Annotated in this window: 24 protein-coding genes; 12 read left to right on the top strand and 12 right to left on the bottom strand. The window is 60.1% G+C overall.

Annotated elements, in window-relative coordinates:
- Positions 1–22: 22 nt before the first annotated feature.
- The 5 genes from V6582_RS06225 to V6582_RS06245 form a co-directional block, all read right to left on the bottom strand.
- The gene (locus tag V6582_RS06225) at positions 23–628 is read right to left on the bottom strand and encodes a pyridoxamine 5'-phosphate oxidase family protein (RefSeq protein ID WP_156631675.1); all 606 of its coding nucleotides are present in this window, start codon (positions 626–628) and stop codon (positions 23–25) included.
- Between the two features lie 52 nt (positions 629–680).
- Positions 681–2537: a glycosyltransferase family 41 protein gene (locus tag V6582_RS06230; RefSeq protein WP_156631676.1), complete on the bottom strand. Its 1857-nt coding sequence runs from the start codon at positions 2535–2537 to the stop codon at positions 681–683.
- A 336-nt stretch (positions 2538–2873) separates the two neighbouring features.
- Positions 2874–4007, bottom strand: coding sequence for a site-specific DNA-methyltransferase (locus V6582_RS06235; RefSeq protein ID WP_156631677.1), 1134 nt, complete (start codon positions 4005–4007; stop codon positions 2874–2876).
- A gap of 184 nt (positions 4008–4191) precedes the next feature.
- Positions 4192–4623 (bottom strand): DUF1284 domain-containing protein, encoded by a 432-nt coding sequence (locus tag V6582_RS06240; RefSeq protein ID WP_156631678.1) that lies wholly within the window; start codon positions 4621–4623, stop codon positions 4192–4194.
- Between the two features lie 86 nt (positions 4624–4709).
- A complete protein-coding gene (locus V6582_RS06245) occupies positions 4710–5378 on the bottom strand; it encodes a GntR family transcriptional regulator (protein ID WP_060719065.1) in 669 nt (222 codons plus the stop codon).
- A 169-nt stretch (positions 5379–5547) separates the two neighbouring features.
- Between V6582_RS06245 and V6582_RS06250 the strand changes: the two genes are divergently transcribed.
- Positions 5548–6237 (top strand): HAD family hydrolase, encoded by a 690-nt coding sequence (locus V6582_RS06250; protein ID WP_156631679.1) that lies wholly within the window; start codon positions 5548–5550, stop codon positions 6235–6237.
- Positions 6238–6274: 37 nt separating this feature from the next.
- On the opposite strand, the gene V6582_RS06255 is transcribed toward V6582_RS06250, so the two are convergent.
- A complete protein-coding gene (locus V6582_RS06255; RefSeq protein WP_156631680.1) occupies positions 6275–7201 on the bottom strand; it encodes a diacylglycerol/lipid kinase family protein in 927 nt (308 codons plus the stop codon).
- A 178-nt stretch (positions 7202–7379) separates the two neighbouring features.
- Positions 7380–8015, bottom strand: a complete 636-nt coding sequence (locus V6582_RS06260; RefSeq protein ID WP_234889657.1) for a hypothetical protein — start codon at positions 8013–8015, stop codon at positions 7380–7382.
- 296 nt (positions 8016–8311) lie between these two features.
- Between V6582_RS06260 and thrC the strand changes: the two genes are divergently transcribed.
- The 4 genes from thrC to V6582_RS06280 all read left to right on the top strand — a co-directional run bounded on the left by thrC (position 8312) and on the right by V6582_RS06280 (position 14848).
- Positions 8312–9709 (top strand): threonine synthase, encoded by a 1398-nt coding sequence (gene thrC / locus V6582_RS06265; protein WP_156631681.1) that lies wholly within the window; start codon positions 8312–8314, stop codon positions 9707–9709.
- A gap of 20 nt (positions 9710–9729) precedes the next feature.
- Entirely contained in the window at positions 9730–11034 is a 1305-nt protein-coding gene (locus V6582_RS06270) for a M16 family metallopeptidase (protein WP_156631682.1), read from the top strand.
- 245 nt (positions 11035–11279) lie between these two features.
- Entirely contained in the window at positions 11280–11894 is a 615-nt protein-coding gene (locus V6582_RS06275) for a GNAT family N-acetyltransferase (RefSeq protein ID WP_015915188.1), read from the top strand.
- Complete coding sequence (locus V6582_RS06280; RefSeq protein ID WP_156631683.1) at positions 11891–14848, top strand: EAL domain-containing protein; 2958 nt, start codon at positions 11891–11893, stop codon at positions 14846–14848. Before V6582_RS06275 ends, V6582_RS06280 begins: the two co-directional genes overlap by 4 nt.
- 39 nt (positions 14849–14887) lie before the next feature.
- Here V6582_RS06280 and V6582_RS06285 read toward each other — a convergent pair whose 3' ends face one another.
- A complete protein-coding gene (locus tag V6582_RS06285) occupies positions 14888–15571 on the bottom strand; it encodes an ArsR/SmtB family transcription factor (RefSeq protein ID WP_156631711.1) in 684 nt (227 codons plus the stop codon).
- 149 nt (positions 15572–15720) lie between these two features.
- On the opposite strand from V6582_RS06285, the gene V6582_RS06290 reads away from it, so the two are divergent.
- Positions 15721–16653, top strand: a complete 933-nt coding sequence (locus V6582_RS06290) for a DMT family transporter (RefSeq protein ID WP_156631684.1) — start codon at positions 15721–15723, stop codon at positions 16651–16653.
- On the opposite strand, the gene V6582_RS06295 is transcribed toward V6582_RS06290, so the two are convergent.
- Positions 16654–17259 (bottom strand): YqgE/AlgH family protein, encoded by a 606-nt coding sequence (locus tag V6582_RS06295; RefSeq protein WP_015915184.1) that lies wholly within the window; start codon positions 17257–17259, stop codon positions 16654–16656.
- A 241-nt stretch (positions 17260–17500) separates the two neighbouring features.
- On the opposite strand from V6582_RS06295, the gene V6582_RS06300 reads away from it, so the two are divergent.
- The 6 genes from V6582_RS06300 to V6582_RS06325 all read left to right on the top strand — a co-directional run bounded on the left by V6582_RS06300 (position 17501) and on the right by V6582_RS06325 (position 21823).
- Positions 17501–18382: a protein-disulfide reductase DsbD domain-containing protein gene (locus V6582_RS06300; protein WP_197434365.1), complete on the top strand. Its 882-nt coding sequence runs from the start codon at positions 17501–17503 to the stop codon at positions 18380–18382.
- Positions 18383–18453: 71 nt separating this feature from the next.
- Positions 18454–18939: a peroxiredoxin gene (locus V6582_RS06305; protein WP_156631686.1), complete on the top strand. Its 486-nt coding sequence runs from the start codon at positions 18454–18456 to the stop codon at positions 18937–18939.
- A 216-nt stretch (positions 18940–19155) separates the two neighbouring features.
- Positions 19156–19281: a hypothetical protein gene (locus tag V6582_RS06310; RefSeq protein WP_267889551.1), complete on the top strand. Its 126-nt coding sequence runs from the start codon at positions 19156–19158 to the stop codon at positions 19279–19281.
- Positions 19278–20042 (top strand): metal ABC transporter ATP-binding protein, encoded by a 765-nt coding sequence (locus tag V6582_RS06315; RefSeq protein WP_156631687.1) that lies wholly within the window; start codon positions 19278–19280, stop codon positions 20040–20042. The genes V6582_RS06310 and V6582_RS06315 overlap by 4 nt, the downstream gene beginning before the upstream one ends.
- A complete protein-coding gene (locus V6582_RS06320; protein WP_156631688.1) occupies positions 20039–20911 on the top strand; it encodes a metal ABC transporter permease in 873 nt (290 codons plus the stop codon). Before V6582_RS06315 ends, V6582_RS06320 begins: the two co-directional genes overlap by 4 nt.
- Positions 20912–20926: 15 nt before the next feature.
- Positions 20927–21823, top strand: coding sequence for a metal ABC transporter solute-binding protein, Zn/Mn family (locus tag V6582_RS06325; RefSeq protein ID WP_156631689.1), 897 nt, complete (start codon positions 20927–20929; stop codon positions 21821–21823).
- Between the two features lie 68 nt (positions 21824–21891).
- On the opposite strand, the gene V6582_RS06330 is transcribed toward V6582_RS06325, so the two are convergent.
- The 3 genes from V6582_RS06330 to V6582_RS06340 are packed head-to-tail and all read right to left on the bottom strand — an operon-like array spanning position 21892 to position 23676.
- Positions 21892–22200, bottom strand: coding sequence for a Dabb family protein (locus V6582_RS06330; RefSeq protein WP_015915178.1), 309 nt, complete (start codon positions 22198–22200; stop codon positions 21892–21894).
- A 58-nt stretch (positions 22201–22258) separates the two neighbouring features.
- A complete protein-coding gene (gene rnhA, locus V6582_RS06335) occupies positions 22259–22714 on the bottom strand; it encodes a ribonuclease HI (protein WP_156631690.1) in 456 nt (151 codons plus the stop codon).
- Positions 22711–23676 (bottom strand): homoserine kinase, encoded by a 966-nt coding sequence (locus V6582_RS06340; protein ID WP_337739232.1) that lies wholly within the window; start codon positions 23674–23676, stop codon positions 22711–22713. The genes rnhA and V6582_RS06340 overlap by 4 nt, the downstream gene beginning before the upstream one ends.
- Positions 23677–23787 lie beyond the last annotated feature (111 nt).

The following is a 23787-nucleotide window of genomic DNA, read 5'->3' on the forward strand; positions in this document are numbered from 1 at the left end:
GTTCCGGACATTCTACCGAGGATCAATACAGGTTTTTCCTCGACCGCTCGGGCAGTTCCTTGTCGTAGGCTTCGCCATCAAAGCCGCTCACAATGTTCTTCAGCATCTGGCCAGCCGACGGCAGGGTGGAGCGCTCAACATGGCGGGAGGCATCCCAGAGCTTTGAGCGCATGATCGATTTGGCGCAATGGAAATAGACGTTTTCAATTACCAGAAGGATCACGCTTTTCGGCAGTTTTCCATCGACGGCGAAGCGGGCGAGAAGGTCCGGGTCGGCGCTGATCGTCGCGCGGCCATTGACGCGCAGGGTCTCACCAACGCCGGGTATCAGGAACAGCACGGAGGCCCGGCCATCGCTGAGGATATTCTTTAAATTGTCGATGCGGTTGTTGCCGGGGCGGTCGGGAATGGCAAGCGTCCGGTCATCGAGGATTTCGACGAAGCCCGGGGCGTCGCCCTTGGGGGAGCAATCGGTGCCTTCAGGCCCGACGGTCGCCAGCAGGATGAAGGGCGAAGCCTTGACGAAGGCGGCATAGTCCGCATTGAGATGGTCGATTTCCTTGGCGAGCGAGGTTTCCCTGGGCAGGCCATAGAGTTCTTCCAGTTGCTCTACCGTAACGATCTTCATTGTCCCTCCCGAAAACGACCTGCTTCGAACTTCCGACAACCAAAAGTTAAAATCAAGCTCTTTCGGCATCCGCGCAGATCGCTTCCAACGCCGCTTCGAAATCGCGGGTGAAGCGAGGCGTATCAAACAGTGGCGCGGTATCGCGGGCTTGAAGGAGGTTCTGGCGCAGGTGAGATTGGCGGACCTCATCCTGCGCCAGTTCGACCGCCAGGCGGCCGAATTCGGTAAGATCGTTGGCGACCAGCTCGGTCAGGCCAACGGCACTCAAAAGACTTTCGCTGACGCGGCCGGCAAAATTCGTGCCTTTCCAGGTCAGAACCGGCACACCAGCCCAAAGGGCATCCGCCCTTGTCGTATGTCCGTTACAAGGCCCCGTATCAAGGGCGATATCAGCATAAGGCATCCGGCGCAAATGCTCCGAGAGCGGTTTTTTCGGCGCAAAGATCAATCTCTCCGGCGCCACGCCTAGCCGGACAGCTGCGGCGCGAAGATTGTCTCGCGTCGTTGGTAGCATATCAATCAGCCAAAGCACCGACCCATCAACCGATTTCAGGATTTCCATCCAGGTTTTGAACACCTGATATCGAATTTTCACCGCTTGATTGAAAGAACAGAACACCACACCCTGTTCCGGCAGGCCGTGAAGGCTGCGCGGGCCGTCGCGCATCACCTTTTCGCGGTTATTGTCATTGCACTGGTAGCTATTGGGCAGCCGGAAGATTTTCTCGGCATAGAACTGGTCCGATGATGGCGGGGCGACAATCGAATCGGCAATGGCATAATCGATGCCAACACCGACGACGCTGCCTGGAAAGCCGAGATAGGCCACCTGCACAGGGGCCGGACGGCGGCAGAAAATCCCCAGCCGGTTCTCGAAAGTAAATCCCTTGAGATCGATCAGGATGTCGAGATCAAGCTGCCGTATGGCGGCAGCAGCCTGATCATCATCCAAGTCAAGAATGTCGATATAGTGATCGATGGCCTCAAGGAAACGGTGACGCAGCATGCCCTTGCGGTTCTTGGCCGCGGTATGGCAAATGCCGAAAATCTCAAAACGGTCGCGATCATGGTTTTCGATCACGCCGGTTAAAAGCGAGAGCGTCGCATGCTGGTATAAATCAGCCGAGACATAGCCGACCCTCAGCCTTTGCCCGGGCCGGGCTTTATAAGGCCGCCGCGGTGCAACCGTGCCCCGGTGCTTCTCCCCCGTCCGGATCGCACTCAACACATGATAAGCCTCATCGCCGGACCATTGCAGCGCACGGAACACATTTTCGCGAATGTCCAGCACCGCGCCATCCGCCGCATAGCCAGCCTCAAGCTCCCCCTGTAGCCGCGTGGCCAGATCGAAATCGCAGAGGTTCATTGCGCACCAGAACAATTCCGTCAGCGCCAGCCGTTCCGTCGGGCGGGCCGCATAGGCCGCCTTCAGCACGATAAAGGCTTTCTCTGCCTGACCAGCCCCCAACAGCACCATGCCCGCATTCAACCAATTGTCAAAATCACGGCCAATCGTCACCAGCTTAAGCGCATAAGGCAGCGCATCCGGATAGCGGCCCGCCTCGCGGTAAAGGCTGCAAATCGAATGATTGGCATCGACATCGTCAGGCATATAGCGGTGCAGCGCCAGCAACGCACGCAGAGCGAGATCGTCGCGACCGGTTTCCAGATAGTGGGAGCAGGCACGAAAGGCTACATCGCGTTTGCGCGACGGTGTAAGCGCAATCACACGCTCAAACAGTCCGGCAGCCTCAAGCCGGTTGCCGAGACGCTCATGCACGGTGGCGGCGAGAATATGCGCCTCGGCATTGCTTCGTTCGGCTTGCAACAGGCGCGAAACGGTCGTCAGGGCCGCCTCATAGGCGCCCTCCCCGTATTGCTCCAGTGCCTGCCTGTATAAAGCCGCCAAAACCCGTCTCCCATCTGCTGAAGACGGGAAATAAAGCCGCAGACTTGTCCGAACCTGTTTAATGCTTCGAGAATAACCGCTAAGTGCTTATAACTAGATATCTAATTTATATTAGCTGCACACCTGCAACTTGAAGATATCATAAACTAGACCTATCATAAAAATTACAACCTGCGCACTTGACGCAAGACCGAAATGCCCGGCGCGGAAACCGTGCCGGGCATTGTCACCGTCATCGGGACTGAATACAAAAACCGACGAAGACAATCAGCATCGGCGTCGATGATTAAGAAATCGTAACGGTGGCAAACACTGCGCCGACCCGGCACGAGAAGCTTATCCCGCCAGCTTGCCCATGCTGACGCGCACCAGGCTGCGCAGATCGTCGATTGGCTTCAGTTTGCCAGCATCCTCGTAGTGCCAGAAGGTCCAGCCATTGCAGGCATCCAGGCCACGAACCCGGGCGCCGACCCGGTGGATGGAACCGGCTTCCGTGCCGGAAACCAGCGTTCCATCAGCGCGAATGATGGCGCTATGGCGACGCTTTTCGCAGGTCAGCACCTGACCAGGCTGCAAAAGACCACTGTCCAGAAGCGTATTGAAGGCAACGCGCGGCTCGGATTTCTTGCCGGTCAAGACCGTCAGTTCCACTTTGCCCAGCGCTTCGACCGCATCGATGCGGGCGGAAGCGGCGTCGATATAGTCCTGCTCACGCTCAATGCCGACGAAATTGCGACCCAGACGCTTGGCAACGGCACCGGTCGTGCCGGAACCGAAGAACGGGTCGAGCACCACGTCGCCGGGCTTGGTCGAGGCCAGGATGACGCGGGCCAGCAGGGCTTCCGGCTTCTGGGTCGGATGGATCTTCTTGCCGTCCTCGCCCTTCAGACGCTCGCCACCGGAGCAGATCGGGAACAGCCAATCCGAGCGCATCTGCACATCGTCGTTGGAGGCCTTCAGCGCATCGTAATTGAAGGTATAGCTCTTGGCCTTGGCATCGCGCGAGGCCCAGATCATCGTTTCATGGGCGTTCTGGAACCGGCGACCCTTGAAATTCGGCATCGGGTTGGTCTTACGCCAGACGATATCATTCAAAATCCAGAAATTCAGATCCTGAAGCGTCGCGCCGACCCGGAAAATATTGTGATAGGAGCCAATGACCCAGATGGTGCCATGCGGCTTCAACACGCGCCGGCAGGCAAGCAGCCAGGCGCGTGTGAAGGCATCGTAAGCCTCGAAAGAGGCGAACTGGTCCCATGCATCGTCCACGGCGTCGACAACAGACTGGTCCGGCCGGTGGAGCATGCCCCCCAACTGCAGATTATACGGAGGATCGGCAAAGATCGCATCCACCGATTGATCCGGCAGAGCCTCCAAAGCCGCAACACAGTCGCCCTTGATGATACTGTTCATCCAGGCGAAGGGATCGTTGGAGCGACGAAGGTCGGCGAGCGGGAAAACAGAGGCCATGGAATACTCACTGGTTACGCTGACGCAGCACATATTTAACAGTGCCTATGGTTACCGAACTTGGTTACCAAATGCTGAACGGTGAGCTTAAATTTCCATGCAATTTCAGGTCGGCAGCCAGATTGCCTCCTGTCGGGTCTGAACGGCCAGGTAATTTGAGGACGGATGATCCCGAGATGGGCGATCAAGCCGCGGGCGGATTCACCAGCGCTCCGCTATAGCCCTCAGCCGCGATGCCATCGCAGAGCGACGACCATTCGCAGTCATGACAGGCAGACCGCACTGAGCCCGTGGCAAAGGCGGCCCGCAGCCGTGCCAAAAGGGGGGCATCCGGGGTGATGACCGTGCCGGTCGCCACCGGGCGAGACAAAAGCTCGGCCACGGCATCCTTGGCTTTCCGGTCGCGCTCCAGCACGCTATCGCGAAAACAATGGGCGCCCGGCTCATGGGTTAAGGGCTGACAGAGATCATCGGGGCCATCGACGATCTCGATGGTTTCGCCCTCGGTCAACCGCGCAGCGACGCGGCGATAATTGGCGACAAAATCGGCAGTATAGCCTTCACCGACAAAGGTCAGCATGCAGAGCAGATGATGACCGCGCAGCCGCACCGTCATGGCATTAATCCTTCATTCTTTGGGCTTTTCAGCCTGACCAACACGTTTGTCGTTTTTACCGATCGTTTTTGCGCGCTCACGCACCGTTATCCGACAATCGCAAAACGCTCCGGCTGCGGCTCACCGCGACGTGGCGCGGGCGCGCGGCCAATCCACTGCACATGCCGCTCCAGGATGGCTGTCGCCTCACCGACGGCGTTACGCCGCAAGGCATCCAGAATGGCGCGATGGTCGTGATCGGTACGGCGTTCCCAGCCACTTTGCCAGCCTGCCAGCAGGAAATGGGCGCTGACCGCATGCAGGTCATCGATGGCAGTCAGCAGGCGCGGCATATCGCAGGTGGAAACGATCAGCCGGTGAAAGCGTCGATTGGCCGCCTCCCAGTCCTCGACATTGTCGGCGCGATCGCAGGCGCAGGTCGCGGCTTCCGCTTCGTCCAGCAGCGCGGGCGTCAGATGCGGAGCGGCATGCTTCAGCGCCAGCACTTCAAGTGCGGCGCGCATTTCCGCCACTTCGCGCACCTGTTTCAGATCGAAACTCGCCACCCGGACCCCGCGGCGCGGCAGACTGACGACCAGTCCCTGCGCCTCCAGACGCCGGAACGCCTCCCGCACCGGCACCTGGCTTACCGAAAATTCCTCGGCAATATGGTCCTGTGCCAGCCTTATGCCGGGCTGCAATTCTCCATGCACGATGCGTTGCGCCAACACGCGGGCAATCCTCGCGGCTATAGTGTCGTCCTTGGCTTTGCTCATGTCTTCTGATTAGGCTGAAGGGGCATATTTGTCGAGGGATACGCAGATCTGCCCTAAACATCTGGACCATGAACATCTGGGCCATGAACATTCGGCAGATCTGCGCAATTGTTCTTTACCTCCGTATCGTGTAGTCAGGCATTTCCCCCGACAACAGGATATGATGAGCATGGCTGGCTTCGACCTCACCCTTTTTGATTGTGACGGCGTGCTCGTCGATTCCGAAATCATTGCCGCCAAGGTGGAATCCAAGCTGCTGACCGAGGCCGGTTATCCGATTTCAGTCGAGGAAATGGGCGAGCGATTTTCCGGCATGACCTGGAAAAACATCCTGATGACCATCGAGAAGGAAGTGGATATTCCGCTCTCGGCCAGCCTGATCGACAAGTCGGAAGCCCTGCTGGACCAGCGGCTGGCCCGCGAGGTCAAGCTGGTGGAGGGCGTCACCTACGCCCTGTCCCGTCTCCAGGGGCCACGCTGCATCTGCTCGAACTCGTCGTCGCAACGGCTGGACATGATGCTGACCAAGGTTGGCCTCAAGGAATTTTTCGCGCCGCATGTCTATTCCGCCAAGGATCTGGGCGCTGACCGGGTCAAGCCGAAGCCCGATATCTATCTGCATGGCGCCGCCCAGTTCAACGTCCAGCCGCAAAATTGCGTGGTGGTGGAAGACAGCGTGCATGGCATCCATGCCGCCCGCGCCGCTGGCATGCGGGTCGTCGGCTTTACCGGCGCCTCCCACACTTACCCCTCCCATGCCGACCGCCTGACCGAAGCCGGAGCGGAAACCGTCATCGCCCGGATGATGGACCTGCCAGCAGTGATTGCCGCCATGGCCGAATGGGAGCATGTGATCTAGAGTTTGTTTCCAGGTTTTTGAAAGCGTCAGCGCCCATTCACCGAGGCACTGCAGCGGGCGGGAGGCGGACGGTGAGCGCCTGCGGCAGAATGCTAAAGCGCAATGCGCCGGGCCTGATCACTTCGCCATCGGCCTCGGCCATGGGGATCTTGCCATGCGGCTCGATGTCGATCACTTGGCCGCGATGGGTCTTGATCGCGGACGAATTCGCCTGACTGCCATTAGCGAAAGCGGCAAAGATCTTCAGATTGCCAATGGCACCGCAATGGCGCGCAAAGACCAGATCGAGCTGGCCGTCGTCCAGCAAAGCCTGCGGCGCGGCGCGCACACCGGCACCGAACCACCTGCCATTGGTAACGGCGGCCACAAGAACCGCGCCGTCATAAACGCACCTTCCATCCACCGAAATGCGCAGGACCGCGCCCCTGTAGCGGGCGATGCGCACCAATGACATCAGCCGGTAGCGCAGAAAAGCCGGCAGCCGCGAGGGGCCACGGCTTGCCTCGATCGCCGCGACGATCTCGCCCGAGACACCAGTACTGGCGACATTGATGAAATGCGTGGTCTGCGCCTCACCACCGCCCACACGGCTTTGCAAAAGCCCGACATCGATGCGGCGCGGGGTCGCCATGGCAATTGCCTGCAATTGGCGCTCGGTGGTCGCGGGCCAATCGAAATTGCGGGAAAAATCCGCGCCCGTGCCACCCGGCAGAAACGCAAAGGCGGTTTGTGGATAAAGCGATGTCAGCAGCCCATCCACGGCCTGACCAACCGTGCCATCGCCACCCACCACCAGAACCAGATCAGTTTCCGGCGTGACAGCGGCGCGCACCTGGGGACCCGTCATGCCCTTGACAGTTTCAACCAGCGAATAGCCGGGAAAAATCTCCGCAAGGGCACGGGCCGTGGCAGGCCATGTATGAGCACCGCCCGCCACAGGATTGCGAATGACCGTGACCCTCATGCCGGACCTACCATTGCCGCGCCGCTATTCATGGAACCATCAAGAGCGTGCGGCGTCCTTGTTTTTACGCATTTGCGAACACAAAACCGCTTCGCACGTCTGCTGAAATGCTCAACACACAGAAAGAGCGACAGCGCCATGCACCATAGGTGACGCGGCGCTGTCGTGCCTGACGGGCTTATTTGTGCTTTTTGCCGGATGGCTTGCCTGTGGTCTTGGCCGGACCTTCATCGAAGCCGACAAAGATCTGCGTCGCCGCCGTGGCATTGGCAGCCATGGTGATATCGCGGCTAAACAGGAACTGGGACGGCTGATCGGCACTGGCGAGGTTGGCGGTAAACGGCACCAGTTCCGAAGACACCACTGTATCGCCATCGACGACGGCAACCCGGATCGGCATGCTGATCGATCCGGCATGGCCCTGCGGACCCGCCACCAACCGTCCTGCCACCTGGACCTTGACGGTCAGGGTGGTATCGGACTGGGTGCAGGCGCGGGTGGTTTCGGCAAGCGAGGCCTGGAACACCACGTCCTGCGGGTCCTTGGACCCCGACTTGGCATAGGTGCGGTAGAAGGAGGTACCGTCGCGCAGCGAGACCTTCGGGCAGACAGCCTGAACCACAGCGCCAGACGCCGCCGCCGGGGCGCCAGCCGTGGCAGCACCGGAGACAGATGTCGTGGCATTAGAGCTGAACAGGCCGCCTCCACTGGCGCCGGAACTGGAGCTGGCCCCGGAGCCGCTGGTATTGCAACCGGCCAGAAAAACGGCCAGGACCGGAACAATAACCAGAGCTGACTTATTAACCAGAGCCAAATTATTAACCTTAGATGGGGCGGACGAGCCGCGCATTATAGATTGAAACACCGGGTCACACCTTCTGCATCATGACTTCGTCTCACCGCGTGGAGGATGCGGCTGGAAACAGGAAAATCTCCCGTAATCAGCCTTTCCTTATCGGTTGGCGATGGTCTATACCAGCGGCGTGGCAAAAAATCGATCAGCTAGCGCGTGCTTTTGCAATTTTCGACAAGGCATCGGCAAGACTCTGAATCATTGTGGCGGCCATCAAACTTTAGACCGGGCGTGACCTTTAGACCGAGGATACTGGCATGGACTTTATTTCCACTCGCGGCGAGGCGCCCGCTCTCAATTTCTGCGATGCGCTTCTGGCAGGCCTCGCCCGTGACGGTGGCCTTTATCTGCCCCGCGAATGGCCGAAAATGCGCAAGCGCGACATCCGGGCGCTGCGTGGCAAGACCTACCAAGAGGTCGCGTTTGCGGTGCTGAAACCCTTCGTGGACGGCGAAATCAAGGATGAGGCGCTTCAGGCGATGATCCATGACGCCTATGCCACCTTCCGCCATCCTGCTGTCGCGCCTTTGGTGCAGACCGGGCCGAATTCCTATATTCTCGAACTGTTTCATGGCACGACGCTGGCCTTCAAAGATGTCGCCATGCAATTGCTTGGCCGGCTGATGGATCACGTTCTGCGCGAGCGCGGACAGCGCGCCACCATTGTCGGCGCCACCTCGGGCGACACGGGCGGCGCGGCTATCGATGCCTTTGCCGGGCTTGATAATATCGACATGTTCATCCTGTTTCCCAAGGGCAAGGTTTCGCCCGTGCAACAGCGGCAGATGACCACATCCAAGGCCGGGAATGTCCGGGCGGTGGCCATCGAGGGCAATTTCGACGATTGTCAAGATCTGGTCAAAGCCATGTTCAACCATGTTGCTTTTCGCGACAAGGTGCAGCTATCCGGCGTCAATTCGATCAACTGGGCGCGGATCATGGCCCAGGTTGTCTATTACTTTACCGCCGCCCTTTCTCTGGGGGGACCGGACCGCAAGATATCCTTCACAGTGCCAACAGGCAATTTCGGCGATATTTTCGCGGGCTATGTGGCGCGCGAAATGGGTCTGCCCATCGACAAGCTGGTGATTGCCACCAATGACAACGACATCCTGGCCCGCACGCTGAAAACCGGGCGCTACGAGATGCGCGGCGTGATGGCCACCAGCTCGCCATCAATGGATATCCAGATCTCCTCGAATTTCGAGCGCCTGCTATTTGAAGCCAGCGACCGCAATGCTGGCGAGATCCGTTCGCAGATGGCGTCCCTCAAGCAATCCGGCGCTTTCGAAATCAAGCCGGAGGCGCTGAAGACCATCCGAAAACTGTTCCGGGCCGGACGCGCCACGGAAAAGGAAGTGGCCAAGACCATTGCCACCACTTTGGCTGAAACCGGCTATCTGCTTGATCCCCATACGGCTTGCGGCGTGGTGGTCGCATCGAAATTCGAAAAGCCGCAAAGCCCGATGGTGACGCTGGCCACCGCCCATCCCGCCAAATTTCCGGCGGCGGTAAAATCGGCATCGGGTATTGACCCCGCGCTTCCGACGTGGCTTGCTGATCTGATGGATAGGGAGGAGCGTTTCGACGTCCTTGCCGGCGAGCTCGACGTGGTGGAGGCATTCATCTCCGCCCATTCGCGCGCTGGTGCTTAAGAAACGCGGAAAGATGGACCATGAATGTTGAGTGCACCCGCCTGCCTTCGGGGCTGACGGTCGTTACCGAAAAAATGCCGCATCTGGAAAGCGTCGCGCTGGGCGTCTGGGTCAAATCCGGTTCGCGCGATGAAACCGCCGAGGAACATGGCATTGCCCATCTTCTCGAACACATGGCTTTCAAGGGCACCAAACGGCGCAGCGCCCGCCAGATTGCCGAGGAAATCGAGAATGTCGGCGGCGAGCTGAATGCCGCGACATCGACCGAGACCACCTCCTATTACGCCCGGGTGCTGAAGGACGACGTGCCGCTGGCCGTCGATATCCTCGCCGACATTCTCACTGATTCGGCCTTCGATGACGAAGAGTTGATCCGTGAAAAGCATGTGATCCTGCAGGAAATCGGCGCGGCCTTCGATACGCCTGATGACGTTGTCTTCGACCGTTTCGCCGAAACCGCCTTTCGCGACCAGACGGTCGGGCGCGGCATTCTCGGCACGCCCCAAACGGTGGATGGCTTCACCAGCGATCAGATTCGCGCCTATCTCGCCCGCAACTATACCACTGACCGGATGTTCGTGGTGGCGGCTGGCGCCGTCGACCATGAAAGCTTCGTGCGCCAGGTGGAAGACCGCTTCAGCACGCTGCGCACCAAGCCCGCCGTCTCGCCGCTGATCACCCCTGCCCGCTATACAGGCGGCGAGGTGCGCGAAAGCCGTGACCTGATGGACACCCAGCTTTTGCTCGGTTTCGAAGGCCGTGCCTATCATGCGCGCGATTTCTACGCCTCGCAGATTCTGGCCAATATCCTCGGCGGCGGCATGTCCTCGCGGCTGTTTCAGGAAGTACGCGAGTTTCGCGGTCTCTGTTATTCGGTCTATGCCTTTCACTGGGGCTTTTCCGATACCGGCATTTTCGGCATTCATGCTGCGACCGGTGGCGAAAACCTGCCCGAACTGGTGCCTGTCATCATCAGCGAACTGCGCAAATCGGCAGAACGGATCGAGCAGCAGGAAATCGACCGGTCCCGCACCCAGATCCGGGCGCAATTGCTGATGGGTCAGGAAAGCCCTGCGGCACGCGCCGGACAGATCGCCCGGCAGATGATGCTCTATGGCCGGCCGATTTCCAATCCGGAACTGATGGAACGGCTGGAAAGCATTACCGTCGACCGGCTGACGGACCTTGCCGGACGGCTGTTCTTCGACGGCGGCCCGCCGACATTGTCAGCCATCGGCCCGCTCGAACAGTTGGCGCCAATGGAAGAAATCCTTTCGGCCCTGTCGGGATCGCGCGAAACGGTGCTGCAGGCCGCACGCGGCTGAGGCATCGCTCAATCTGGGCCTGGGTTTGGCCTTTGGGGGGCTGGCCTTTTGGGGGGCTTGAGGGGCCTTGAGGTTGAGCCATATCTTTCGGCAGGGTCCCGCAGTCCCTCCTGCATTCGACGGAGTGGGAACTGAACCTGTTTAGGTGGGGGCTCCTCTCCGTTCTCTGTCGTTTGCACTGCGCGGTGCAAAATGCTGTAACGGTGCAAGGTGCGGCGAACACAGCCTTGGGTGGGGGATGACAAATGACGCGATCTGTGTTCGGGTTTCTGTCCCGCCAGCCGGAACGGCCTGAACTGCGTGACGGGACACGACTGCTGCGATTGCCGCGCAATGGCGATTATAATCAATGGTATAGGCTACGGTCTGAAAGCCGGGCTTTTCTCCAGCCCTGGGAACCGCTCTGGCGTCCGGACGAGCTGACCGAAAGCGCCTTTCGATCACGTGTCATGCGCAATGCCCAGGAATATGCCTGTGGATTGGCCGTGCCATTTTTTCTGTTTCGCGAAAGCGACGCTGTGCTGATGGGCGGGCTGACCATCGGCCTGATCCGGCGCGGTGTCTCGCAGGCCTGCATGATCGGATATTGGATGGGCGAACGTTTCGCCGGCCAAGGCCATATGTTTGCCGCACTTCAATTGGCAAAACCATATATCTTCAAGGAACTTGAGTTGCATCGTATCGAAGCCGCCTGTATTCCTGACAATGACAAAAGCATCCGGCTGCTGGAGCGGGCCGGTTTTGAACGGGAAGGTCTGTTGCGCGGATATTTGAACATCAACGGACAGTGGAGAGATCACGCGATCTACTCGCTTCTGGCGGAACCTGGTGCCGTTTCCGGCAAAAAACTCTATTCATGAATATATTCAGATACTCATCCGAGGCCAGTTCCCAGCGGTTTTTTGAGCAGAAACAGGCCTTATCCAATCCAGGCCTGTTGCGGCTTGCCGCTGGCTTCCTGGTGGTGCTCCTGGCGCTGACGGGGTTTGGAGCGGGCATCAGCCATGCCGCCGAACCGGTGAAGATTTCACGCGACGATACCGCGCTCGACCTGACCGCCACGACGGAAATCCATCTCAATCAGGGCGAGGCGTTTCAGGTTTCCACCGCCGCTGGCGCCGATGGTATCCGCCGCCGCATCGAAGTGCGCGCCACCTCAGCGCAGCACCAGGGAGATTGGGCGGTGTTTGCGCTCGCCAATGTGTCCGACGAGCAGCTGGAGCGGGTGATCGTCGCGCCGCATTATCGTCTCGTCAATTCCAAGGTGTTCTGGCCGGATCTCGGCTCGCAACGGATCATTTCCATTACGCCCAGCGAAGGATTTTCGCTGGATCGGGTGCCGAGCGACGATGCCGACGTGTTTCGCATCACCCTCAATCCGGGTGCGGTGGTGACGTTCGTGGCCGAACTGGCAACGCCGAACCTGCCGCAGATCTATCTGTGGGAGCCGGATGCCTATAAGGATACGATCAACTCGTTCACGCTCTATCGCGGCATCGTGCTGGGCATTTCCGGCCTGCTGGCGGTGTTCCTGACCATTCTGTTCGTGGTGCGCGGCACATCCATGCTGCCCGCCGCCGCCTCGCTGGCCTGGGCGGTTCTCGCCTATATCTGCGTCGATTTCGGCTTTCTTGGCAAGCTGATCAGTATCACCACCCATAGCGAGCAGATCTGGCGAGCCGGGGCCGAAGTGGGCCTGGCCTCCGGCTTCGTGATCTTTCTCTTTACCTATCTCAACCTCAATCGCTGGCATGTGAACCTGGGCTACACGACCTTTGCCTGGATCTTGGGCCTGGTGCTGCTGTTTGGCGTGGCAATCTACGATCCGTCGATTGCCGCTGGCATTGCCCGCCTGTCCTTTGCGCTGACGGCCACCGCGGGCATCGCGCTGATCGTCTATCTCGGCTTAAACCGCTATGACCGCGCCATCCTGCTGGTGCCAACCTGGACGCTGATCATCGTCTGGCTGATTGCCGGCTGGATGACGGTGACGGGGCGGCTGTCGAACGACATCATCCAGCCTGCCCATGGCGGCGCGCTGGTGCTGATCGTGCTGCTGATCGGCTTTACCGTCATGCAGCACGCCTTTGCTGGCGGCGGCTATAACCAGGGGCTGTTTTCCGATCTGGAGCGGCAATCGCTGGCGCTGACCGGGGCTGGCGACATCGTCTGGGACTGGGATGTGGCCCGCGACCGGGTGGTGACCATTCCCGATATTTCCACCCGGCTCGGCCTGAGCCACGGCGCGCTGCACGGGGCTGCCCGCAACTGGATCCCCAGCCTGCATCCCGATGACCGCGACCGGTTTCGTGCCACGCTGGATGTGCTTCTGGAGCACAAGCGCGGGCGGCTGAACCACGAATTCCGCATCCGCGCCGATGACGGGCATTTCCACTGGCTGCATATCCGCGCCCGGCCGGTATTGGGAGCCAACGGCGAAATCATCCGCTGCATCGGCACGATTGCCGATGTCACCGAACAGAAAAACACCGTCGACCGGCTGTTGCAGGATGCGATCAACGACAATCTCACCGGCTTGCCGAACCGGGAAGTGTTTCTGGACCGTTTGCAGACGTTTTTGACCGTGACCGCCACCGCCGATACGGTGCGCCCGACGGTGATGATCGTCGACATCGACAATTTCGGTCGGGTCAACGACATGCTCGGGATTTCCGCCGGAGACAATATTCTGATCGCGCTGACCCGGCGGCTGCGGCGGCTGTTGAAGCCGCAGGATACGCTGGCCCGGCTGTCGGGTGACCAGTTCGGCCTGATCCTGATTTCGGAGCGCGATCCGGCCAAGGTCGCCGATTTCGCCGATGCGATGAGCAAGGCGATCATGGTGCCGATCAATTTCGCCAATCGCGAGATCAACCTGACCGCCTCCATCGGCCTGGTCTCCTGGGTGGACCAGCAGGAAAGCGCTGCCGGGCTGCTATCGGATGCCGAGCTTGCCATGTACCGCGCCAAGCGCGGCGGCGGCAACAAAGTGGAGCCGTTCCGCCCGGCCTTCCGGGGCAGTGTCTCGGAAAAGCTGCAATTGGAAACCGAACTTGCCCGCGCTGTCGAGCGGGGCGAGTTGACCATGGTTTATCAGCCGATCGTGCGGCTGGACGACGAGGAACTGGCCGGTTTCGAAGCGCTGATGCGCTGGGAACATCCCAAGCGCGGCACGATCTCGCCTTCCGAATTCATACCCCTGGCGGAAAGCTGCGACCTGATCATGCCGCTTGGCATGTTCGCGCTGGAGCGGGCGGCAACGGATCTGGTCGAATGGGAAAAACAGACGGGCGAAATGCCGATTTTCGTCTCCGTCAACCTGTCCAGCGCCCAGTTGATCAACAACACGCTCTACACCGATATCCGCAGCCTGCTGTCGCGGATCAATTGCAATCCGGCCCGGCTGAAACTGGAGCTGACCGAATCCGTCGTGGTCGAAAATCCCGAACAGGCACGGCTGGTGCTGGAAAAGCTGAAGGATATCGGGCTCAGTCTTGCTCTGGACGATTTCGGCACCGGCTATTCCTCGCTGTCCTATCTGACCCGCTTTCCCTTCGATACGCTGAAACTCGACCGGGAACTGGTGACCGATACCAGCGAGCGGCGCAATATCCTGCTGCGCTCGGTGATCGGAATGGCCAAGGACATGGGCATGGATGTCGTGGCGGAAGGCATAGCCAGCGAGGATGACGGTGACGAACTGGCCCAAATGGGCTGCCATTACGGCCAGAGCTTCCTCTACGGCGCCCCGATCGGCCCGGAAGCGGTCATGCGTCTTTTGAAAGACCAGCAACAGCGGGCAAAGCGGGCTTGACGAGGCCGCAGGCTAGGGCTGTCTGGCCCTGGTCTTCATTCACGCCATCCAGTCTTCCGTAACCCCGAATTGCGCCCGAAAGCCCTGCTGTCCCGCCTGCGTGATCCGCAGCGCCCTGCCCTGCGGCTGGCGTGCCACCCAGCCCAGGTCCAGCATTCTATCCAGCAAGGCCGCGCCCAGCCGTCCGGCCAGATGCGGGCGCCGCTCGCTCCAGTCAAGGCAGGTGCGGCAGAACGGCCGTCCGCGTGGTGTAGCCGGAGAAAGGTCGATGCCGAAATCGCAGAAAAACTGCTGCCCGGGCGGTGTCAGCGTCACCGCCTCCTCCCCCAGTTCGATATAGGCCTTGGTCTGCAAGCCATCGGCCAGCGCCACGCCAAGACGACCGGCGATGTGATCGTAGCAGCTGCGCGCCGAGCGTAGCGCCAAGTCCTTCGGGCCGACCGGATGCAGGCGCCGTGGCCCATCGGCGGCAAGCGACATCAGCGTTTCCATGGCCGCGGCAACAACGCGCCCAGCCAAACGGTAATAGCGGTGGCGGCCCTGTTTTTCGACCGACAGCAGACGGCCCTCGACCATCCTGGCCAGATGCCCGCTGGCGGTCTGGGCGCTGACGCCGCCATGCAGCGCCAGCTCACCCGCAGTCAACGCCTGCCCGCCCATCAGGGCGATCAGCATATTGGCGCGGGCCGGATCGCCCATCAGGGCGGCAATTTCAGCCAGCATGTTTCCAGATGCGATGTTCGACATGGCCTCAATATAGGCCGCTGAAGACGGACTGTCATCATGCAACACTTCGGCTATGGCCGAAGCATTATCATCAGCAAATGGGCTACCAAGGCGCATCAAACCGTCCCGATAGAAAGTGATAGTCCATGGAAAAACCGGTCCTTTTGAAAGAACTTGCCCTGCTTTTGGCTTTGGCGACCGTGTGGGGCGCTGCCTATAGTTTCATCCGCATCGGGGTGGAGACCATTCCCCCGATCACCCTGATTGCCGCCCGCACCCTGCTGGCCGGTGGGTTGTTGCTTGCCATTTTGCGGATGCGCGGCATGACACTGCCCCGCGACAGCGCCACCTGGCGGCGGTTCTTCATCCAGTCCTGCCTCAACAGCGCCCTGCCCTTCACCCTGATTGCCTGGGCGGAACTGCATGTCGAGGCCGGGCTTGCCGTGATCCTCAATGCTCTGACGCCGATCTTCACCTTCCTGATCACCGTCACTTTCACCCGGCATGAACATGTCGGCCTGCGCAAGCTGCTTGGCGTTCTGCTGGGGATTTCCGGCACATGCCTGATCGTCGGCTTCAACGCCTTTCATTCCGCCGGAACCGATCTCGTCGCGCAATGCGCCGTCATCCTGGCATCGGCCTGCTATGCGATGGCCGCGATTTTCGGACGGAATTTTAAGGGACTTGACCCGATGATGCCCGCCGCCGGCTCGTTGTTGTGCGGAGCGGCCATGCTCATTCCGCTCAGTCTGGTCGTGGACAAGCCCTGGACGCTGGCCGTCTCCGCCTCTTCGCTGGCAGCATTGCTGGCGCTCGCGGTGTTTTCCACCGCGCTGGCTTTTGTGATCTATTTCCGGCTTGTCCACACGCTGGGCTCGGTTGCCACCACATCCCAGGCCTATCTGCGGGTGCCGATCGGGGTTGGCATCGGGGCGATTTTTCTGGGAGAGCGCTATAGCCCGACCGTGCTCGCCGGTCTCGTCCTGGTCGTGGCAGGGGTCATCGTCATGACCCTGCCCGCTTCGCTCAGTCTGCCCCGCATCTTTCGTCCGTTGCGCCGAAAACCTCAACAGCCCTGATCAGGCGTGGCCAGCCTCTGCCGACAGGGTGGCGGGGCTGATGCCGATCAGGGCGAGCGCCCGGTCATATTTGTTGTCGAGGACCGGATCGAAGATCAGGTCTTCTGAGGCCGGGCAATTCAGCCAGCCATTGTTGGCGATCTCCGCTTCCAACTGCCCCGGTCCCCAACCGGCATAGCCAAGCAGCATGGTGGCGCGCGCCGGGCCGCGCCCATCGGAAATGGCGCGGACGATGTCGAGCGTCGCGGTCAGGGAAATATCGTCGCTGACCGGAATGCTGCTGTCGCTGAGGTAATCGTCGGAATGCAGCACAAAGCCACGACCGGTTTCCACCGGGCCACCGCATTGAATGGGGAAGTTGCGGGCATGGTCCGGCAGCATGATCGCATCGTTCTGATCGATCAGGTCGAGATGCAGCAGGATATCGGCGAATTTGACCGGCTGGGTGCGGTTGATAATGAAGCCCATGGCGCCAGCCGTCGTATGGGCGCAGACATAGACGACACTGCGGGTAAAATTGCCGTCCGCCATGCCGGGCATGGCGATCAGGAAATGGCCGTCGAGAAACCCACGTTCACGATCGGACTTCAAAGTGGAAAAAGCCATGCTGCCTCCGGTTTGTTCGGAACGCCGATCTATCGGAAAAGAACATCATACGCCGTCGTGCCGGGCATACCCCTCGCATCTGCCAAGCGCCGCCCGGCATTTCATCTCTGCTTCTGGCGCAAGTCATATCCTTAAGCCATGGTCTTCAAGATGGGGCATAGTTGCCGATCAATCAACCGAAAATGATAAAACTGTAAAAAGCGTGATTGGCAGCGGTGATAGGGCTGGTCTAAATAGCCGCATGATCCTTCCTTTGTTTTCCAATCGTCCGGTTTTTCCTGCGCTGCCCGGCCTGCTCTTTGCGGGTCTCCTGGCCCTGATACCCCTTGGCGATGCCTGCGCCGCCACCTCCGCCTGGGCCACCAGCGACGGCGGCCGGATGCGGTTGATCGTGCTGCCACCGGCTCCGGATGGAACCCGGCAGGCGGGCCTGCAGATTGAGCCGAACGACGGCTGGTTTACCTATTGGCGCGAGCCCGGCGACAGCGGCATTCCACCACAACTGACCGCCGCGCCGGAGGCGAAGGTCACACCCTCGCCGCTGAGCTTTCCGGTGCCCAAGCGCATGGATATCGGCAGCGTACGCGATGTCGGCTATGACCATGCCGTGGTGTTTCCCTTCACCCTGAAAAGCAGCGGTGAGGATTGGCAGAGCCCGCTCAAGCTGACGGCCTTCATCGGCATGTGCCGCAATATCTGCATTCCGTTTCAAGCCGATCTCAGCATCGATCTCAGCCACGAGGAAACCACCGATGTCGGCGAGGTTAAGCTGATCGACAAGGCCAAATCCAAATTGCCTGCGGCGGCTGCGGAGGATTTTTACGTCTCCGACTTCGAAATGGCCCATGATCTCTCCAGCCTCGACGTGTCGCTGGTCCTGCCCGATGGCTCCAAGGACGAGCCGCGCATTCTGGTGACCGGGCCGGAAGGCTATCTGTTTACTGAATACAAGGCGGTGCAAAGCAAAGGCAATAGCCGCACGCTCCGCATCGCTCTGCCCAAACTTCCGCGCAATTATTCGGTGAGCGGCAAGACCTGGCACATTCTGGTGGCAGCCGGCAACAAGCGCGCCATGGAAGCCCCGCTTGCCTTCGGAACCGGCCGCCCTATAGTGCAGCCCTGACAGTCAATGGCCGCTGGCGGGCTGCGCCTTTGGAACGGACTGAGACATCAAGCACAATGAGGAGAGATTTCATGACGATTGCAATTGGCGATACGGTTCCAGCGGCAACATTCAAGGAAAAGACTGCGGACGGCCCGGTGGAAATCAGCACCGACGACCTGTTCAAGGGCAAGAAGGTCGTGCTGTTTGCCGTGCCCGGCGCCTTTACCCCGACCTGCACCCTGAACCACCTGCCCGGCTATCTGGAGCAACGCGAAGCGCTGCTGGCCAAGGGCGTCGATGAAATCGCCGTTCTCTCTGTCAATGACTGGCATGTCATGGGCGCCTGGGCGCAGCATAGCGGCGGCATGGGCAAGATCCATTTCCTCGCCGATTGGGATGCGAGCTTCTCCAAGGCGCTCGGTCTCGACATGGACCTGTCGGCAGGCGGGCTCGGCGTGCGGTCCAAGCGCTATTCCATGCTGGTGGAAAATGGCGTGGTGAAAAGCCTCGATATCGAGGAAAATCCCGGCCAGGCCACGGTTTCCTCCGCTGAAGCCATGCTGGAACGGCTGTAAGCTCTGTCTTTTACGGTTTTCTGGAAAGCTGTCTGTTAGCCTTCCACCATGACAAAGTCCCCGGAGGCTCATGCTTCCGGGTTTTTTTATGAATGCCGATAGTTCGAGATAAGGCCTCCGCATCCGGGAAGAAAGGCTTGCCATCGATTTGCCATTATTGTTATATCGTTACACGTAACGTTATTACATATATAAGCCACTATCGGAGTGCGGGCCTTGCAGGACGAAGATCCTATCTTTCCCAGTTTACTGGCACGGTCCGCCGTCATGCGGCTGGGTTTTGCTTTGGCATTGATTGGCCTGACCTGGCTTGCCATCCAATGGGCGGTGGCCCTGCCATGAGCGATCCTATGATCCGGCTCACCAATCTGACTGTCGCCTATGATCGGCATCCGGCTGTGCATCACGTCGACGGCGTGATCGAGACCGGCAGCCTGACGGCAATTGCCGGGCCGAACGGGGCGGGGAAATCCACCCTGCTGAAGGCAATCATCGGAGAATTGCGCCCTGCCGAAGGTGCGGTGGAGCATAACCTGAAGCGAACCGATTTCGGCTATCTGCCGCAGGCCGCCGACATCAACCGCCGGTTTCCAATCAGCGTGTTCGACACCGTGCTGCTCGGCGCCTGGCGCAATAGCGGCGCCTTTGGCCGCATCGCCCGATCCGATATGGAGAAAGCTGGCCAAGCCCTGGCGATGGTCGGGCTGGAAGGGTTTGAGAAGCGTCATATCGGCGCGCTGTCCGCTGGCCAGTTCCAGCGCGTGCTGTTTGCCCGGCTGCTGTTGCAGGATGCCAAGGTGATCCTGCTGGACGAGCCTTTCACCGCCATCGATGCCCGCACCACCCGCGACCTGATCGACATTATCCGTGGCTGGCACGGCGATGGTCGCACGGTGATTGCGGTCCTGCACGATTTCGACCAGGTGCGCAGCCATTTCCCCGAGACTTTGCTGCTGGCCCGCGAGCTGGTCAGCTGGGGTCCGACCCAGGACGCCCTGTCGTCAGCCAATCTGCTCAAGGCCCGCGCCATGGCCGAGCGATGGGATGAGGATGCCGAGGTCTGCCGCCCGGCGGATCTGAAAAACACAAGGCCTGCCGCATGACCGCTTACGATCTGCTGATCGCGCCGTTTGCCGATTACGGCTTCATGCGCCGGGCGCTGGTAGCCTCGCTTTGCCTCGGCCTCGGCTCCGGCCCGATCGGGGTGTTTCTGATGCTGCGGCGCATGAGTCTGGTCGGCGATGCCATGAGCCATGCGGTATTGCCGGGAGCCGCCATCGGTTACCTGATCGCCGGGTCTCTGTCGCTGACCGCCATGGGCCTGGGTGGGCTGGTGGCTGGTCTCTCCGTGGCGCTGCTGTCGGGCTTCGTCACCCGATCGACCGTGTTGCAGGAAGATGCCAGCTTTGCCAGTTTCTACCTGACATCCCTGGCGCTGGGCGTGCTGATCGTGTCGCTGCGCGGCTCCAATATCGATCTCCTGCATGTGCTGTTCGGGACTATCCTGGCCATCGACAATGAAGCGCTGGTACAGATCGGCGCCATTGCCTCCTTCTCGCTGCTGGCACTGGCCGCGATATACCGGCCACTGGTCACCGAATGCCTCGACCCCGGCTTCCTGCGGGCTGTCGGCGGACGCGGGCCTGTCTATCACTTCCTGTTTCTGTTTCTCGTCGTGCTCAATCTGGTCGCCAGCTTCCAGGCACTCGGCACGCTGATGGCCGTGGGGCTGATGATGCTGCCCGCCGCCATTGCCCAGCTCTGGTGCCGCAGCCTGCCCGGCATGATGGTGGTGGCGGCGGCAAGCGGCATCGTCGCCAGCTATCTCGGCCTGATCGCCTCCTACCATCTGGAACTGGCCTCCGGACCGACGATCATCCTGGTCGCGGCGCTGTTTTACGGCCTGTCGATTCTTTTTGCTCCCTCCGGTGTTTTCCGGCGGTTTCTTCCCAGCCCTCACCTGAAAGCCTGATCACAGGAGATCATCATGAACCGTAAACTGTTATTGTCCGCAGCCCTGCCACTGTTGATGGCCCTGTCCGCCGCGCCGGCCTTTGCCGAAACAGTGAAAGTCGTCGCGTCCTTCACCGTGCTGGCCGATGTGGTGAAACAGGTTGGCGGTGATCATGTCACCGTTTCCAGCCTGGTCGGCCCCGACGGCGACCCCCATGAATTCGAGCCGTCGCCAGCCAACGCCAAGGCGCTGAAGGCTGCCGATGTGACATTCGTTTCCGGCGAAGGCCTGGAAGGCTGGATGGACCGGCTGATCACCGCTTCTGGCTACAAGGGCAAGCCGGTTGTCGCCTCCGAGGGCATCAACACCCGCACCATGGAAGAGGACGGCAAAACCGTGACCGATCCGCATGTATGGAACAGCCCGGTCAATGTGAAGGTCTGGGTCGCCAATATCGAAAAGGCGCTGACAGCTGCCGATCCGGCCGATGCCGATGCCTTCAAGGCCAATGCCAGCGCCTATACCAAAAAGCTGGATGATATGAACGCCGACGCCCATGCAAAGTTCGACAGCATCCCGGAATCCGAGCGCAAGATCCTGACCAGCCACGACGCCTTCGGGTATCTCGGTCGCGAATACAAGATCAGCTTCCTGTCGCCGCTCGGTCTTTCCACCGAAAGCGAAGCTTCCGCAGCCGATGTTGCCAAGCTGATCGAGCAGATCAAGACCGAGCATGTGAAGAGCTATTTCTTCGAAAACTCCAACGATCCGCGTCTCGTCAAGCAAATCGCCAAGGCAACCGGCGCCACATCCGGCGGCGAGCTGTATGTGGAAGCCCTGTCCAAGCCCAAGGGCCCGGCTTCGACCTATGAGAAAATGTTCCGCTACAATGTCGACAAGCTGGCCGATGCCATGCGCAAATCAAGCTGACCTCAATCTACAGTCAGCCTGATAGTGCCGTCCCGATAAACCCTACATCCACCGGGACGGCCGCCATTTTATGCCTCGAGATCGAAGACCAGGATGCCGGACAACCCGCCATCCGTCGCAGCGACGATACGGTCGCCAACCGCGATATGATCGGGATGTTTCAGGTAATAATCGCGCACCGTGGCGTCTTCGAAGCGGACGATGAACCCATCGACAAAGCCGCCATTCAAACCTTCCGGCGACACATTCTGACCGGCGCGGACCTCCAGCATACCCGGCACAACCTCCTTCAATGCGCTGATGGCATCGTAGATCGACTGTTTCTCAGCGTCAGAGACCGCCGACTTGAACCGCAGAAAAACGCAGTGATAGATCATCGGTAACTCCTTGTGGGATTGTGCGAATGTGCGATTAAAAGGCCGCGAGGACATCCCCTCAAAGCCGCGCCGCGCCGCCCTTCTTGAAGGGTTCCATGCCCTTGCGGGCCAGTTCGTCGGCCCGTTCGTTTTCGGGATGACCGGCATGGCCCTTGACCCAGTGCCAGGTCACCTTGTGGCGCTGGTTGGCAGCATCGAGCTGTTGCCAGAGCTCGCCGTTTTTCACCGGCTTTTTGTCGGCGGTTTTCCAGCCGTTTTTCTTCCAGCCGAAGATCCACTTGGAAATGCCGTCCATCACATATTTGCTGTCGGTGTGCAGATCCACTTCGCACGGGGTCTTCAGCGTGTTCAGCGCCGTGATCGCCGCCAGCAATTCCATGCGGTTGTTGGTGGTATCCGCCTCGCCGCCGCACAGGTCTTTTTCCACCTCGCCGTAGCGCAGCACCGCGCCCCAGCCACCGGGTCCGGGATTGCCGGAACAGGCGCCATCGGTGAAGATTTCGACATGTTTCATTGCGGCCACCCGTATTCGGCAGCGGTCTCGACCGCCTGGTGGAAGCGCAGCTTGCGCAGATATTCGAGCGGTTCCTTCTTCACCACCATGGCGCCTTCCGGCGTCGTCAGCCAGTCGTAAAGCCGGGTCAGCAGGAAGCGCAGCGCCGAGCCTCGGCACAGAACCGGCATGGCCGCCACCTCCGCCGGTGACAGGGGGCGAACCGACAGATACCCGTCGATCATCGCCTTGCCCTTGGTGATATTATAGCTGCCGTCCTTTTCGAAGCACCAGGCATTCAGGCAGATCGACAGGTCATAGGCCAGAAAATCGTTGCAGGCGAAATAGAAGTCGATCAGCCCCGACAATTGGTCGCCAAGGAAAAACACATTGTCGGGAAACAAATCGGCATGAATAACGCCAGCGGGAAGATCCTTCGGCCATTGCCCAGCCAGATGCACCAGTTCGGCATCGATTTCCGCCTGGAGGCCGGGGGCGACCTCGTCGGCGCGGGCGCGCGCCTTCGGCCACAGCGCCTGCCAGCCGGCAAGGTCCAGGGCATTGCCGCGTGTCAGGGCAAATCCTTCTGCCGCAAGATGCATGGTCGCCAGCGCCTCGCCCACCGCCCGGCAATGCTGGGTTTCCGGCTTGCGAAGCCACATGCCTTCCAGAAAGGAAATCAACGCCGCCGGACGCCCGGACAATTCGCCCAGCAGTGCGCCATCCTTGCGCGGCAGCGGCAGCGGGCAGTTGAGGCCCTTCGCCGAGAGATGGTGCATCAAGCCCAGGAAAAACGGCAGGTCGTTTTTCTCGACGCGCTTTTCATAGAGCGTCAGGATCAACGCACCTTTCGACGTGTGCAGCAGGAAATTGGAATTTTCCACGCCCTCGGCAATGCCCTTGAAGGACAGGAGTTCGCCAGTGTCATATTGCGCCAGGAAGTCTTTGAGATCGACCTCGTTGATATCGGTATAAACTGCCACAGATCGGGTCCGCATTCCGGTTGATTGGCGCACAGGGATACAATGACAAGAACGCGAGAGCCAGCCCCGGCATGGACGGAGGCACAGGAAATGGCGACATACAGAAGGTGA

Origin of the sequence: Agrobacterium vitis, assembly GCF_037039395.1 — a bacterium.
Taxonomy (GTDB): Bacteria; Pseudomonadota; Alphaproteobacteria; order Rhizobiales; family Rhizobiaceae; genus Allorhizobium; species Allorhizobium vitis_E.